This is a genomic window from Rothia mucilaginosa (genome assembly GCF_964211445.1).
Lineage (GTDB): Bacteria > Actinomycetota > Actinomycetes > Actinomycetales > Micrococcaceae > Rothia > Rothia mucilaginosa_E.
Genome location: NZ_CAXOQT010000013.1, coordinates 47,238 through 60,814 on the forward strand (window position 1 = coordinate 47,238; position 13,577 = coordinate 60,814).

The following is a 13,577-nucleotide window of genomic DNA, read 5'->3' on the forward strand; positions in this document are numbered from 1 at the left end:
TGGGGTAAATTTCTACGGAATCCGTGGCACGCGAAGCGTGACACGGTGGTGACCTAACGCTGGTACTCAAACCGGCGCAGGTCCACGCATCCGTATGAGGCGGGGGCGGCTACCCACGATGGGTGGCCGCCCCCGCTTTTTCTGTGCCCGTTTCTGGTGCCCGCGCATCCTGCACCGGTGATAGAGGCGGTAAAATGGTGCCCCTATGGAATGTGCCTATTTTCGTGAAGACCTCTGCTCCTCCTGCCCCAGCATTGAGACCGCCTACACCGCGCAGGTGCAGGCGAAGCAGGAGCACGCCCGTACCCTGCTTGCCGCGTACCCGCAGCTGCAGTGGCTGGACCCGGTGACCAGCGCGGAGGCGGGCTTCCGCAATAAGGCGAAGCTCGTGGTGGGTGGTTCGGCGAAGAACCCGACCCTGGGCATCGTGGACTACCGTACGGGCGCATCCACGGATTTAAGCGAATGTCCGCTCTATATGGAGCCGATTCAGGCGGCCATTCCGGCGTTGCGTGAGCTGATTCAGCGCGCAGATTTGACGCCCTATGACATTCCGAATCGTCGCGGCGAGCTGAAGAATATTCTGGTGACGGCTTCGGCTACCGGTGAGCTGATGGTGCGTTTCGTGTTGCGTTCGAAGAAGCTTCTGGTGCCGATTCGCCGCCAGATGGACTGGCTGCAGGAGCAGTTGCCGAACCTGGCGGTGCTGTCGGTGAACCTGCTACGTGAGCCGGTGGCGCGCGTTGAGGGCGACGAGGAGATTATTCTCTCGGAGCGTCAGACCCTGCCGATGCAGGTGAATGACCTGACCCTGCACCTGCGCCCGCAGAGCTTCTTCCAGACGAATACGAAGGTTGCCGAGACGATGTATGCGCAGGGCCGCGAGTGGGTGCGTGAGGTGGCTCCGCGCTCGCTGTGGGACCTGTACTGTGGCGTGGGTGGTTTTGCCTTGCACGCTGCTTCGGTGATGGATGGCGGCTCGGTGACGGGCATTGAGATTAGCGCGGAGGCGGTCGCTTCGGCGCAGCGCACGGTGGCTGAGTACGGTTTGAAGGGCGTGAACTTTTCGGCTCAGGATGCGCCGGAGTTCGCGGTGTCTTCGGGCGCGGTGCCGCAGATGCTGGTGGTGAATCCGCCGCGCCGCGGTATTGGTGAGAGCTTGTGTGCGTGGATTGAGGGTTCGGGTATTGACCGTGTGGTGTATTCGAGCTGTAACGCGGTGACTTTGGCGAAGGATCTGGAGCGTATGCCCTCGTATGCGCCGGTGCAGGGCCGTGTGCTGGACATGTTCCCGCATACGGACCACTATGAGGTTATGACGTTGCTGAAGCGCGGGTAGGTTTCTCGGGTCAAGCGCTCATTCCTATCCCAAGTCCGCGAGCAGATACATAACACTAGGGCGCGAGCAGGTGATTTTTGGCCGAGCAGGTAGTATTTTTCCTGCATGCTCGGCCAAAAATCACCTGCTCGCGGTGTTATCAGGGTTGCCCGCAACGTGGCGGAGGTGAGGCGATGATGCCCCGAGGCGATATACAGAGCACAGTCATGCACCCGCACGGCTCTTTGCCTCATTCCGCGATTCCTGCGCCCGTATCGCTCGCGCAGTCGGGCCGAGAATGAACGTGAATACGGTGGCGATGATGAAGAGTGCCCCTCCGGTAACAATGGTGTTGATCGCGCCGAACGCTGGTACCGCCCATCCGGTGATGAGGTACCCGACCATACCCGCTAGGGAGAAAACCACACCCATGAAGCTGTAGACGCGCCCGCGCATGTGTTCGTCGATAGCGTCTGCGAAGAGGACTTGCCCGAGCACTTCTTCGGGTCCGTAGAACATGCCCCAGATGAACCAGAGCACGAGTACCGCCCACAGCGCCGGGTGTAGTCCCATACTCAGACAAACGGCGCCGTAGCCGAGTCCGGAGATGCACATCCACCCGCGTTTGGTCATACGCACCCGCCCGGCGCCTGTACCGACGCCGAGTTTGGCTGAAAGCCAGGAGCTGATCACGCATCCGGCGGCGTAGACGGAAGTTGCGATTCCGAAGGCGGTGTAGTCGTGCCCGAGGCCGCGGGTGAGGTATTCGAGCATGGGCAGGGTGGTGATGGGTACGGCGGCGATGGAGAGGAACCAGAAGGTGAGCATACCGCGCACGATGGGGTTGTGTGCGGTGTAGGCGGCGCCTTCGCGCAGGAGTCTGCCGGTGTGGTGTTCCTGCACGGTGGCGGTGCGTTCGGCGTGGGTGAGGTCGTAGTTGCGTATGGTGGCGACGGTGAGGGCAGCGAGCAGGTTGAGGGTGCCTGCGAATCCGACGGCGAGGGCTGGGGTGGTGAAGGATGCGACGGCGGCTGCGATGGTGGGGCCGAGGGTTTGGGCGAGGAAGATGAGGCTGCCGCGGCGTGCCATGTATTTTTGGTAGTCGTCGCCGAGCAGGGAGGGCATGGCGGCGGAGGCTGCGGGGGATGAGAAGGTGCCGAAGGTTGAGACGAGGAATGCGATGGTGAGGAAGGCGGGTAGTCCTGCGGCGGCGTAGAGGGCTGGGGATGCGATGAGTAGGGCGGCGCTGGCGAGCCTGAAGCTGACGGTGAGGGTTTTGCGGTTGAATTTGTCGGCGATAGCGCCTGCGAATGGTGCGAAGAGGATGACGGGGACTGCCTCGACGACCATGACGATAGCGGAGTGGGCGAGGTCGCCGGTGGCGCCGTAGGTCAGCAGGGGCATGGCGATAGCTTGGATACTGGACGCAAGAGCATCAGAAACCTGCGCGGTCAGGAGCGTGAGCTGCCCGCGTGCGTTCAGCGGCGTTGCTGATGTGGGTTTTGCGGTCGCGTCTGGTGTGTTTGTTGGAATGCGCGACGCAGGTGATTCAGGGTGCTCAGGCGAAGGGTCTGTGGTGCGTCTCATAATACTGTGGATTCTATCACGGGTAAGAACGCTGTAACCGAGGCGAAACAAGACACAAGATGCGCGAGCAGATAACAGTCCGTTATCTTCTCGCCGAAATATTATCTGCTCGCGGTGTTATCGGGGTTGCCCGCAACCGGGCGGTGGCGTCTCGGGCTGGTTGTGTCCGAGGCGCCACCGCTTTTTCGTTCCCCTCTAGCGGGCGTGAAATTCTATCCCTGCGCCGCGAAATCCTGTGCCGCGAGAATACCCGCCGCGTACGCCGCCTGGCCTACGTGCTGGGCTGCGTCGTCAATCAGGCTGACCAGGCGCACACCGCGAGTTACCGGCGGAGTCCACGAACGGTCAATAATCTCGCTCAAATCAGCCTCGCTCAGCGTCTGCGCGTAGTCGGCGAGCGCCTCGCCGGTCGCCACAAGGTACTCCACCAGCAGGGCAGAATCTTCAACCACGATGGAGCGTGCCTGCTCGGCGGTGTGACCGTAGCCCATGGTGTCGCCGAGCTCGCCCAGGTTGAAACGCTCCCTGAAACCCTGAGTCTCCCAGACCTGCGGCTGACCATTCAGAGCAGAAAGCTGCATGTCCATTTGTCGTCCTGCATGCCAGAGGAGCCAGGCGATAGAGTTCGGGTGCCCACCCGGATGTGCGTTCAAAGCCTCGGGGGATAGCCCCTTGACGGCTACGGCGGCTTCGATGCCGGGGCGGCTGGCGGCGTCGTGCAGAATATCGTGGGTTTTCATGGAATCCTCCTGAAAATGTTGGCTGCTCGTAGGCTGGCTTCTCGTAGGGAGCCGGGTAGTTTCAGTCTACGCCCGCACCGGCTGAGGGGTGGTTGTAGAAGAGGGGTGGGGGCTTTGCGTGTTTATGGTGTACATCTTAGATATAAAACTTGACGGTGTAAGTTTTACTGCTATAGTTGTACTTGTATCAGATACGAATACAACTAAGATATCCGGCAAACAACCCAGGAGGGGACATGGATACCAAATTCTCGGTAGCACTACACGTCCTAACGATGATTAGCGAAAGCGAAAAAACGCTCAGCTCCGAAGACCTCGCGCGCAGCGTCGGCACCAACGCCAGCTACATCCGCAAAATCATCACCCTCCTCAAAAAGGCAGACATCCTCAGCTCCCAGCGCGGCAAACCCGGCTACCAGCTCACCCGCCCGGCAGAGAACATTAGCCTCCTCGACATCTACCTCGCCGTCCAGGAAACCCGCAGCATCAACCTCTTCCACACGCACCACAACGCCAACGAAGAATGCCCGGTCGGCGCCCACATCCTCCAGGCAGTCAGCCCCATCTTCGAGGAAACCCAGACCAAGCTGGCTCAAGACCTCGCGCAGCGAAGCCTACGTCAGGTCATCATGAACCTCTACACCGCGGCAGGAAAAACCCCTCCCGCATAACCGGCTCAAATACGGCACCAGAACTTACCGAATAACACCACACCCGAAAGGACACCCCATGAAGGCAGCACAGGTCGTTTCTTACAACAAGAACAACATCGCCCTGACCGTCACTGACGTACCCGCACCCCGCCCCGCCGCACAGCAGGTACTCGTCAAGGTCAGCACCGCAGGCGTTAACCCCCTCGACAACATGATTTCTCGCGGTGAAATCAGGCTCATGACCAACTACGCGCTGCCCCAGATCGCAGGCAATGAAATCGTTGGCCGCGTAGAAGCTCTCGGTGAAGGGGTCACCTCCTTCAAGGTCGGCGAGCGCGTCTTCGCCCGCCTGCCGCTGAACAGTATCGGCGCTTTCGCGGAATACGTAGCCGTGGATGCGGCCGCCCTGGCTCGCGTACCCGAATACCTCAGCGACGAAGAAGCGGCGGGCGTTCCCCTGACCGCCCTGACCGTCATGCAGGCATTCGACCTGATGGGCGCCCAGCCCGGCAAGACCATCTTCATCTCCGGCGGTACCGGCGGTGTGGGTGCCATGGCAATTCCCCTGGCAAAGGCAAAGGGCCTGACCGTCATCACTAACGGTAGCGCCTCCGGTAAGGAGCGCGTGCTGGGTCTTGGCGCTGACCGCTTCATCGACTACAAGACCGAAAACTACGCTGAAACCCTCAGCGGTATCGACTACGTGCTCGACACCCTCGGCGGCGACGAGACTGAAAAGCAGATGAGCATCATGGCGCCCGGCGGTCAGCTCGTCTCCCTGCGCGGCATGCCCAACAAGGCATTCGCACAGCGCATGGGCATGCCCTTCTGGAAGCAGCTGCTCTTCGGTGCGGCAGGTCGCACCATGGACCGCAAGGCGCAGAAGTACGGCGTGACCTACCACTTCATCTTCGTCGAATCCAACGGCGCGCAGCTGCAGCAGGTTGCTGACATCTTCGCTGAGCGTCAGATTAAGCCCTCCATCGACACTGTCTTCCCCTTCGAAGACGTCAACGCCGCCCTGGACAAGGTCGCTAACGGCCGCTCCAACGGCAAGACCGTCATCTCCTTCACCGCATAAGCGCCTCACTCAACGAAAAGAAGAATCATGTCTTACCTCGAAACTCCCACCCGCCACATTACCGTCAACAACCAGAAGATTGCCTACCGAGAACTCGGCGAAGGCAACTCGGAAATCCCCCTGGTCATGCTCGTGCACCTCGCCGCCACCATGGACGACTGGGACCCCAAACTGCTTGACCTGCTCGCTAAGCGCCAGCACCTGATCGTGATGGACCTGCCCGGCGTGGGTTCCAGCGAAGGCTCTGTTGCGACCACCATCCCCGGTATGGCTCACCAGACAGTAGAAATTATTCAGGCCCTCGGTTACCAGAAGGTCAACCTGCTGGGCCTGTCCATGGGCGGCATGATTGCCCAGGAGGTTGTGCGCGCCTACCCCGCCCTCATCAACCGCCTGGTGCTGGTTGGTACCGGCCCGCGCGGTGGCGCTGGAATCGACGCCGTCACCGGAACCACCTTCGGCTACATGGCGCGTGCAGCCCGCGAGAAGATTAGCCCCAAGCGCTACATCTTCTACACCCACGACGCACAGGGCGGTATTGAGGCGCAGCGCGTGCTGGACCGTATGGCATCCCGCACCGAGGCGCACCGCGGTGCCCCGATGAAGGTTGTCGGCTTCCTGCGTCAGCTGGTGGCTATTCGCCGCTGGGGCAAGCAGCCGCAGGACGATATGGCGTACATTGCCCAGCCCACCCTCATCGTCAACGGTGAAACCGACATGATGGTGCCCAGCGTCAACTCCTACGATATGCACCGCAAGGTTGCCCAGAGTGAGCTGAAGATGTACCACCGTTCCGGTCACGGTGCTCTCTTCCAGTACGCAGATGAGTTCGCTGAGGACCTGCTGAACTTCCTGAGCTAGCCCCCTACGAAGCCCCTACCGTCCTGTGCAGTGTGTCCTGTGCAGTGCGGTGGGGGCTTTGCTCATGTCTTAGTGGTGGTTAGGGTAAGAAAAAATGTGGCGTGCGGGAATAATACTCATTTCTTTGCGTTGAATTCTGTGAAGACATCATCATCTAAATTTCACAGGAGAATATTATGACCTCCCCCGCTCAGCTGCACTTTGACATGGTCGTCATCGGCTTCGGCAAGGGCGGCAAGACCCTCGCCGGCGCCTACGCCAAGACCGGCAAGAACGTTGCCCTCATCGAACAGTCCACCGGCATGTACGGCGGCACCTGCATCAACATCGGTTGCGTACCCACCAAGGCGCTCGTGCACCGCGCCGACGAGTTCCGCGCCAGCGGCGAGCGCAGCCTCGAAGAGGCAAACGCCGCCTACGAATCCGCCGTGGTTTTCCGTGACAAGCTGACCGGCATGATGCGCGCTAAGAACCGCGAGATCCTGCTGTCCAACGAGACCGCTAAGCTCATTGATGGCCACGCACGTTTCATCTCCGACACCGAGGTTGAGGTTACCGCGGGCGAGGACACCCTGCGCGTTACCGCCGACTACTTCATCGTCAACACCGGTGCCGTGTCGGTTATCCCGCCGATTGAGGGTATCCGCGAATCTGCGCGTGTGCTCACCTCCACCGAGCTGCAGAAGCTCACCCCGCGCCCCAAGCGTCTGGGCATTATCGGTGGCGGCCCCATCGGTGTTGAGTTTGCCGGTATTTTCTCCTCCTACGGTACCGAGGTGACCATTCTGGACGGCGCACCCGCCCTCTTCGGCCGCTACGACGAGGACGTTGCCCAGGTTGCCCGCGAGATTATTGCCGACCAGGACATTACCGCTCATACCGGCGTGCGCGTGCAGTCCTTCAAGGACGGCGCTGACTCGGTGACCGTGACCTACCTTGACTCTGAGGGTGCTACCCAGCAGCTGGAGGTGGACTACGTAATGGTTGCGACCGGCCGCAAGCCCGCCACCGAGGGCCTGGGCCTGGAGAACACCAGCATCGAAACCAACGACCGCGGCGCAATTGTCGTGGATGAGCACCTGCGCACCACCGTGCCGAACATTTTCGCGCTCGGTGACGTGAACGGCGGCCCGCAGTTCACCTACATCTCGATGGATGACTACCGCGTGGTGCTTTCCCAGCTGGTCGGTGACGGTTCCCGCTCCACTAAGGACCGTAAGGCTGTGGCTTCGACTATTTACATGAACCCGCCGCTGTCTTCCGTGGGTCTGACCGAGCGTGAGGCAATCGAGGCTGGCCACAAGGTCAAGGTTGCTTCGAAGCCGGTTGCTGCGGTTGCCGCGATGCCGCGTGCGAAGACCCAGGAGAACCCGCGCGGCATCATGAAGTTCGTGATTGATGCGCAGAGCGACCAGATTCTGGGTGCCCAGCTGCTGGTGGTGGAGTCCATGGAGGTTATTAACCTGGTGGCGCTGGCGATGCGCCACGGCATTACTGCTTCGCAGCTGCGCGATGAGATTTACACTCACCCCTCGATTACTGAGGGTCTGAATGAGGTTCTTGCCGTCGCGGTGCCCGTGAACTAGTTGAACTAGAATCGCGCCTGAATTCGCGGTTCGTGTAGCGTTTCTGCTTGTCTGAGTGCTTCCCTGCCCGTTCCACCCGTTGTGCTGTCAACGGGGGTGCGGGTGGGGAAGCATTTTTGTTAAGGCGCAGATATACCCTTTAGCTAAGCATGCCCTAAGATGGTTATGAGATAAGCGCAAGCTCACTGACCGAGTGGTCGATGCGAGGGGCTCGGAGGAGAGCCCCACTCACCGCTACGCCCACCGCAGTGCGCCACCTGCGCCACACATACAACCGAACATCATAGGCACGAATCGGGAGAATCATGGCACTGCCCAAAATCAAGCCCTACACCTACATTGACCGTGAGCACAGCAACCGCGTGAGCTGGCCCGTAGACCCCGGCCGAGCCGTACTGCTCGTGCACGACATGCAGGTACACTTCGTCCAGGCTTTCGAAGGCGCCAATCTGGGTGAGAGCAACGGCAACCCGGACGCCCAGATTAACGTCGCCATCAAGAACCTGCGCCGCCTCATTGACGCCGCCCACGCCGCAGGAATCCCGGTCTACTACACCGCGCAGCCGCCGCGCCAGAACCCCGAGGATCGCCGCCTGCTCATCGACTTCTGGGGCGACGGCCTGCAGAACGACGAGTCCGCCCGCGTGCTCGACGACCTCGCACCCACCGACCGCGACACCGTGCTGACCAAGTGGCGCTACTCCGCGTTCGTGCGCAGCCCCTTCGAGGACCTGCTCAAGGAATCCGGCCGCGACCAGCTCATTATCGGCGGCGTGTACGCGCACATTGGTTGTCTGACCACCGCCCTGGAGGCGTTCATGCGTGACATTCAGCCGTTCATGGTTGCCGATGCGCTCGCAGACTTCTCGGAGGAGGAGCACCGCATGGCGTGCGAGTACGCTTCGGGTCGTTGCGCCCGCGTGCTGAACACTGTGGATGTCCTCGCAGACCTGCAGGCTGCTGAGACCGCTGAGAAAGCTGAGATTGCTGAGGAGGCGCGCGCATGAGCTGGGTAATCGTGACCGGTGCGAATGGCGGTATTGGTGAGGCTACCGTCCACCAGCTCATTAAGAACGGCTATTCGGTATTTGCGGCTGACCTCGCCGAGCAGCCCATTGCCTCCTTCGGCACCTACGGGGACGCTATCTTCCGCTACCGTTCCGTGGACGTGACCAGCGAAGAATCCGTCACCGCCCTCGCTAACGCCGTGGCAGCGCTCGACGAACCCATCACCGGCGCGGTGCTCGCCGCGGGTATCGCCCACAGCCAGCCGCTGTTGGAAACCAGCTTCGCCACCTGGAAGCGCCTGCACGCGGTCAACTCCGACGGCGTGTTCCTGTGCCTGCGCGAATTCGCCCGCATCATGATTGACCAGCAGGAGTCCGACCCGACTAACAACCGCTCCTTGGTGACGGTCGCCTCCAACGCGGCGCGTGTGCCCCGCGCGGAATTCGGCGCCTACGGTGCGTCCAAGGCTTCGGCGGCGCGCGTGAGTTCCAGCTTCGGCCTGCAGCTTGCCGCGCACGGTATTCGCGTGAACTCGGTCTGCCCCGGCACCACCCGCACCCCCATGGTGACCGACGCGTGGGAGGGCGAGGACCGCTCCGCCCTGCCGGTTGCCGGTAACCCGCAGACGTTCCGCCTGGGTATTCCGCTGGGTCGCATCGCCGACCCTGCCGACATCGCGGCGGTCAACGCCTTCCTCATCTCGGAGGCGGCACGCCACATCACCATGCAGGAGATTGTCGCCGACGGCGGCGCAACCCTCTAACGGCACCCCGCGTCCGGCGTTTAGATGCCCGGCGCGAACCTACACACCACTGATAGAAGTACGATGACGAACCTTCCCGACTTTATCTTTGCCACCGGCACCCGCGTCCTGCGCGCTTCCGGTGCGATGACCCCTGTCACCTTTGATAACGCCCTGGACGAGGCAAAACGCGCCGGTAGCGCCGTCGTGGGTCTGATTCCTTTTGACCCGGACATGCCCGCCTATCTCTTCGTGCCCGAACGCTTGGAGGAGCAGCAGGTGCCGGTCCCCGAGCAGACCGTGGAGCTTGCCGAGCCGGTATCGGTGACCGGCCGGCAGAACGACCGGTTCCGTGCCGCCGTGGCGACCGCAGTGGAGCGCATGAAGGCGGGTGAGCTGAGCAAGATTGTGCTCTCGCGCGTGCTCACCGCCCGCTACGCACCCGGCGCCCTCAACCTGGAGGCGCTGTATAACAACCTGCGCGCCCAGCAGCGTTCCGCATTCAACTTTGCCGTGCGCCTGCCCGACGGCGAGCGCGGCATGAACGGAAGCTACCTGATGGGCGCCTCCCCGGAGCTGGTGTTCCGCACCCAGGGCCGCGCGTTCAAGACCCACCCGCTTGCCGGTAGCGCCCCGCGTATTGCTGAGCCCGGTAGCGCCGAAGACTACGCGATTCGCGACCGCCTGTTTGCCTCGCCGAAGGACCGAGGCGAGCACGCCTACGTCATCAACGATATTGCGGAGCGCCTGGCACCGATCTCTGAGGAACTGAACGTGCCCGAAGAGCCCTCCCTGCTACAGACCCCGCAGCTCTGGCACCTGGCGACCCCCATCGACGGCGTGCTGAAGGAGGGGCTGACCTGCCTGGACGGTGCCCGCGCGATTCACCCGACTCCCGCGATTTGTGGCGCCCCTACCGAGAAGGCGCTGGAGCTGATTCGTCAGCTGGAGTCCTTCGAGCGCCGCTACTTCGGCGGCCTGGTCGGCTACATGGATGCTGAGGGTAACGGCGAGTGGGCGCTGGTGCTGCGTTGCGCCCAGGTTAGCCCGGATGAGGCGGTGCTGTACGCTGGCGCGGGTATTGTGGCTGAGTCCGACCCCGAGCTGGAGCACACCGAGACCGGCACGAAGCTCGGCAGCTTCGGCCGCGCCCTGGGCGTGGACACCCTGGGCGAGGATACCCCTTAGGCTCTGTCTTGAACGCCTTGACGAGGCAGAATAAAACGACAGAATAAAACAGCAGAATAAAACGACTGAACGCGCTCGCCGTCATGGTGGGCGCGTTCAGTCGTTATTGTTATGGGGGCGTGGCTAGTCGGTCAGCAGACGCTTGAGCTCTAGGGGAGTGGCAACCGGCAGAAGCTGAGCCTCAACCTGTACGGGCTCACCCTGGGCTGGCTTACTCTGGGCGGGGTTCTCAACCGCCAGGGCGATGAGCATCTTCTGCGCCTGTTCGGGGTTCTCCGTATCGGGTAGTGCCACGGGCACCCACTGCAGGCTAAAGCTACGCTCGATAGCCTCGCCGCCCTGATTCCCGCCCTGAGTCGCGGGTGCGTTAAAAGCCGCGCGGGTCGTCAAGCTGTCCTGAGTCAGTACACGCAGAGCGGTCGGGTCGGGGGTGTGCGAAGTACCCCCGCTCAGAGCCTCATCGTCGGCAATCTCGCCCAGTGGTTCCTCGGTCATGGCGAGTTCGAGGGCGTCCAGCAGCTGCTCGCTAAACTGCACCCGAACCAGGGACGGCACCACGCTCAGACCGTGACCGGTCGCCTTAAGCACCGCCTCCTTAGCGGTCCATAGCGCCACCGAGAGCAGGTGCAGTACGGGTGCGGGGCGTTCCTGCGCCACCCGCTCATAGAATGCACGTTCTTCATTGGAGAGCGCCAGACGCGCAAAACCGGAGAACAGGCGCGCATCCAGGGTCTCAACATCCACCCCGAGCACCGCCGAAGGGTTGCGGCTAAAAGCCCCCACCACCAGCGGATTCACCTGCGACATATTGAAATTCACGCCCGCAATACGCGGCTTACCGTGCTTCTTGCCGCTGGTGCACAGGGTGCAGGAGCGATCTACCTCAATCTCAGAAGCGGCACTGGAAGGCACATCTAAACGAGCCGCCGCCATGGCACGCATGAGCGCCTGAGTGCTCAGGTAGCTGACCGCTGCCGTGGAGGTCGGCAACTGCGCCGCATGCTGCTGCTCAGCAAGCCCCAGGTAGCTCAACCAGCTAAAACGCAGGGAACCGTACATGGTGCGGGTGGGAAGAGCGAAAATCTGCACGCGCTCGCTCGGGCGGGCGGTAGGGTGCTCCGGGCGCTGTGCGCTGGGTGTTTCGGGGGCAGAATAGCTCATAGGTTTAGTGTACCTGCCCCGCATTAGGGCAATTGGCGCTACGAGGCTACTTGAGGTTGTCCACAGGCGTGACTGCCCGCTACGCACCCTCGCCGCCGGTGCGGTAAAGTCATCACAGACATCATTACGGACTGCCGCCCGCTAGAGGGGCGGCGCAGAAAGAAGGTACCGTGAACAGCACGCAAGAGATTATTGCCGCCGCAGACGGCTCGGCGCTGGGCAACCCCGGACCGGCGGGCTGGGCATGGTATATCGACGACGACCACTGGGCGAGCGGGGGCTGGGCGCACGGCACTAACAACATGGGTGAGCTCAAGGCTGTCCTGGATCTGTTCGAGGCGACCGCATCGCGCCCGGAGGCGAAGCTGCGCGTGTACTGCGATAGCCAGTACGTCATTAACTCGCTGACCAAGTGGATGCCCGGCTGGAAGAAGAAGGGCTGGAAGAAGTCCGACGGCAAGCCCGTGCTCAACCGCGACCTGCTGGAGGCGCTAGATAAGGCGCTGACCGGCCGCGACTACGAGTTTATTTGGGTCAAGGGCCACGCGGGTCACGAGCTCAACGAGAAGGCGGACTCCCTGGCGAATGGTGCTGCGCGCGCCTACCAGGAGGGTCGCGAGCCCGCGCACGGTCCCGGCTTCGGTGTCTCTGCTGAACCTGTCGCTGAGCCTGCGGCGGCTCCGGTTGTTGAGGCGCCGATTGTGAACGCTCCCGCGGCTGAACCGGCACTCTCTGAGTCTTCGGCGGACGCTCACCTGCCCGTGCAGGAATTCACCGCAGCCGAGATTGAGAACGCCCAGCGTGGTGTGGAGAGCCTGCGCCTGTCCGGTCTGCTGCGCCCCGCCTCCGCGGTGAACGCCCCCGATCCGGAGGCGGTTCGCACCCGCAAGGAGCAGCTGGCGCTCGCGGCAGAACGTGCCGCCGAGCGTGATGCAAAGGTGCTGGCTCGCCAGCAGGAGACCGCTCAGCAGGCATCCAACGCCGCGCAGGCGGAAGAAGAGGATGACCTAGCCGGTCTGGAAGAGTTCGCGGGCATGGACCCGAATGATGTTGACCCGGCGGAACTGCTGGGCGAGACGGAAGAACAGGTAGCGGAGCAGGCGGTAGAGCCCGCTCAGGTTGAGGCACCCGTGGAGGAAGCGCCCGCTTCTGCTCCCGCGCCTGCCCCGAACCTCGTTGTCCCCAACCCCGTTGTTCCGAATCCCGAGGAAGCCGCCGCCGCAGAACAGCTACTCGAAAGCCGCGGCTCCGTCATGGAGACAGCGCAGCTGGAGTCCATGCTGCATGAGCGTCTGGTGTGGGTGACCGCCACCGGCAAGTCGGTGTCCCGCTCCTCGGTGCTGCAGTACCGCGAACGCGCCTTCACTCAGCAGGGTGCCCCGCTCAAGCAGGGTGTGCAGGTGCTGGATTCTTCCAGCGTGCTGGTCATGGCGGCGGTTGCCACCGCGCGCGGTCGCGTGAGCCGTTCGAGCATCTGGCATTACGATGCTGAGCGCGGCATGTGGCGTCTGCGTTTCCGCCAGGAGACCCCTGCTTCTTAAAGCTCAGCTCCTAAAGCCCAGCTCCTAAGCTGAGCTCCTAGCGCTCGGCCCCTAAGGAATGGGCGCTTGAGCCCAAAGATTTCCGTGCAATAAAACCCCGCCGCATCCTCA

12 protein-coding genes are annotated in these 13,577 nt (G+C 62.3%); 9 read left to right on the plus strand and 3 right to left on the minus strand.

The genetic code is table 11. The features are described 5' to 3' along the window. Positions 1 to 205 precede the first annotated feature (205 nt). On the plus strand, positions 206 to 1,339 hold the full coding sequence (rlmC, locus tag AB8E48_RS04710) for a 23S rRNA (uracil(747)-C(5))-methyltransferase RlmC (RefSeq protein ID WP_368885925.1): 1,134 nt from the start codon (positions 206 to 208) through the stop codon (positions 1,337 to 1,339). A 204-nt stretch (positions 1,340 to 1,543) separates the two neighbouring features. Here the strand turns inward: rlmC and AB8E48_RS04715 are convergent, their stop codons facing one another. Both AB8E48_RS04715 and AB8E48_RS04720 read right to left on the minus strand, forming a co-directional pair. Further along, a complete protein-coding gene (locus tag AB8E48_RS04715; RefSeq protein WP_246824527.1) occupies positions 1,544 to 2,905 on the minus strand; it encodes an MFS transporter in 1,362 nt (453 codons plus the stop codon). 212 nt (positions 2,906 to 3,117) lie between these two features. Further along, the gene (locus tag AB8E48_RS04720; RefSeq protein ID WP_200963716.1) at positions 3,118 to 3,645 is read right to left on the minus strand and encodes a mycothiol transferase; all 528 of its coding nucleotides are present in this window, start codon (positions 3,643 to 3,645) and stop codon (positions 3,118 to 3,120) included. Positions 3,646 to 3,881: 236 nt separating this feature from the next. On the opposite strand from AB8E48_RS04720, the gene AB8E48_RS04725 reads away from it, so the two are divergent. The 7 genes from AB8E48_RS04725 to AB8E48_RS04755 all read left to right on the plus strand — a co-directional run bounded on the left by AB8E48_RS04725 (position 3,882) and on the right by AB8E48_RS04755 (position 10,764). Continuing rightward, positions 3,882 to 4,316, plus strand: a complete 435-nt coding sequence (locus AB8E48_RS04725) for an Rrf2 family transcriptional regulator (RefSeq protein ID WP_368885926.1) — start codon at positions 3,882 to 3,884, stop codon at positions 4,314 to 4,316. 58 nt (positions 4,317 to 4,374) lie between these two features. Next, positions 4,375 to 5,379 (plus strand): NADP-dependent oxidoreductase, encoded by a 1,005-nt coding sequence (locus tag AB8E48_RS04730; RefSeq protein ID WP_368885927.1) that lies wholly within the window; start codon positions 4,375 to 4,377, stop codon positions 5,377 to 5,379. A gap of 27 nt (positions 5,380 to 5,406) precedes the next feature. Further along, a complete protein-coding gene (locus AB8E48_RS04735; protein ID WP_368885928.1) occupies positions 5,407 to 6,240 on the plus strand; it encodes an alpha/beta fold hydrolase in 834 nt (277 codons plus the stop codon). A gap of 176 nt (positions 6,241 to 6,416) precedes the next feature. Beyond that, positions 6,417 to 7,826: an FAD-dependent oxidoreductase gene (locus tag AB8E48_RS04740; RefSeq protein WP_368885929.1), complete on the plus strand. Its 1,410-nt coding sequence runs from the start codon at positions 6,417 to 6,419 to the stop codon at positions 7,824 to 7,826. Positions 7,827 to 8,131: 305 nt separating this feature from the next. Beyond that, positions 8,132 to 8,833, plus strand: coding sequence for an isochorismatase family protein (locus AB8E48_RS04745; RefSeq protein ID WP_368885930.1), 702 nt, complete (start codon positions 8,132 to 8,134; stop codon positions 8,831 to 8,833). Further along, a complete protein-coding gene (locus AB8E48_RS04750) occupies positions 8,830 to 9,597 on the plus strand; it encodes an SDR family oxidoreductase (protein ID WP_368885931.1) in 768 nt (255 codons plus the stop codon). Before AB8E48_RS04745 ends, AB8E48_RS04750 begins: the two co-directional genes overlap by 4 nt. Positions 9,598 to 9,660: 63 nt before the next feature. Next, a complete protein-coding gene (locus AB8E48_RS04755) occupies positions 9,661 to 10,764 on the plus strand; it encodes an isochorismate synthase MenF (RefSeq protein WP_368885932.1) in 1,104 nt (367 codons plus the stop codon). Between the two features lie 123 nt (positions 10,765 to 10,887). On the opposite strand, the gene AB8E48_RS04760 is transcribed toward AB8E48_RS04755, so the two are convergent. Then, a complete protein-coding gene (locus AB8E48_RS04760; protein ID WP_297605985.1) occupies positions 10,888 to 11,925 on the minus strand; it encodes a 4'-phosphopantetheinyl transferase family protein in 1,038 nt (345 codons plus the stop codon). 170 nt (positions 11,926 to 12,095) lie between these two features. Between AB8E48_RS04760 and AB8E48_RS04765 the strand changes: the two genes are divergently transcribed. Then, a complete protein-coding gene (locus AB8E48_RS04765) occupies positions 12,096 to 13,466 on the plus strand; it encodes an RNase H family protein (protein ID WP_368885933.1) in 1,371 nt (456 codons plus the stop codon). The last annotated feature ends 111 nt before the right edge of the window (positions 13,467 to 13,577 follow it).

Excerpts from the sequence above, each read along its gene's own strand:
- AB8E48_RS04745 (WP_368885930.1), top strand. The coding sequence starts at position 8,132 with ATGGCACTGCCCAAAATCAAGCCCTACACCTACATTGACCGTGAGCAC.
- AB8E48_RS04755 (WP_368885932.1), top strand. The coding sequence starts at position 9,661 with ATGACGAACCTTCCCGACTTTATCTTTGCCACCGGCACCCGCGTCCTG.
- AB8E48_RS04760 (WP_297605985.1), bottom strand. The coding sequence starts at position 11,925 with ATGAGCTATTCTGCCCCCGAAACACCCAGCGCACAGCGCCCGGAGCAC.
- AB8E48_RS04740 (WP_368885929.1), top strand. The coding sequence starts at position 6,417 with ATGACCTCCCCCGCTCAGCTGCACTTTGACATGGTCGTCATCGGCTTC.
- AB8E48_RS04750 (WP_368885931.1), top strand. The coding sequence starts at position 8,830 with ATGAGCTGGGTAATCGTGACCGGTGCGAATGGCGGTATTGGTGAGGCT.
- AB8E48_RS04735 (WP_368885928.1), top strand. The coding sequence starts at position 5,407 with ATGTCTTACCTCGAAACTCCCACCCGCCACATTACCGTCAACAACCAG.
- rlmC (WP_368885925.1), top strand. The coding sequence starts at position 206 with ATGGAATGTGCCTATTTTCGTGAAGACCTCTGCTCCTCCTGCCCCAGC.
- AB8E48_RS04730 (WP_368885927.1), top strand. The coding sequence starts at position 4,375 with ATGAAGGCAGCACAGGTCGTTTCTTACAACAAGAACAACATCGCCCTG.
- AB8E48_RS04715 (WP_246824527.1), bottom strand. The coding sequence starts at position 2,905 with ATGAGACGCACCACAGACCCTTCGCCTGAGCACCCTGAATCACCTGCG.
- AB8E48_RS04720 (WP_200963716.1), bottom strand. The coding sequence starts at position 3,645 with ATGAAAACCCACGATATTCTGCACGACGCCGCCAGCCGCCCCGGCATC.
- AB8E48_RS04725 (WP_368885926.1), top strand. The coding sequence starts at position 3,882 with ATGGATACCAAATTCTCGGTAGCACTACACGTCCTAACGATGATTAGC.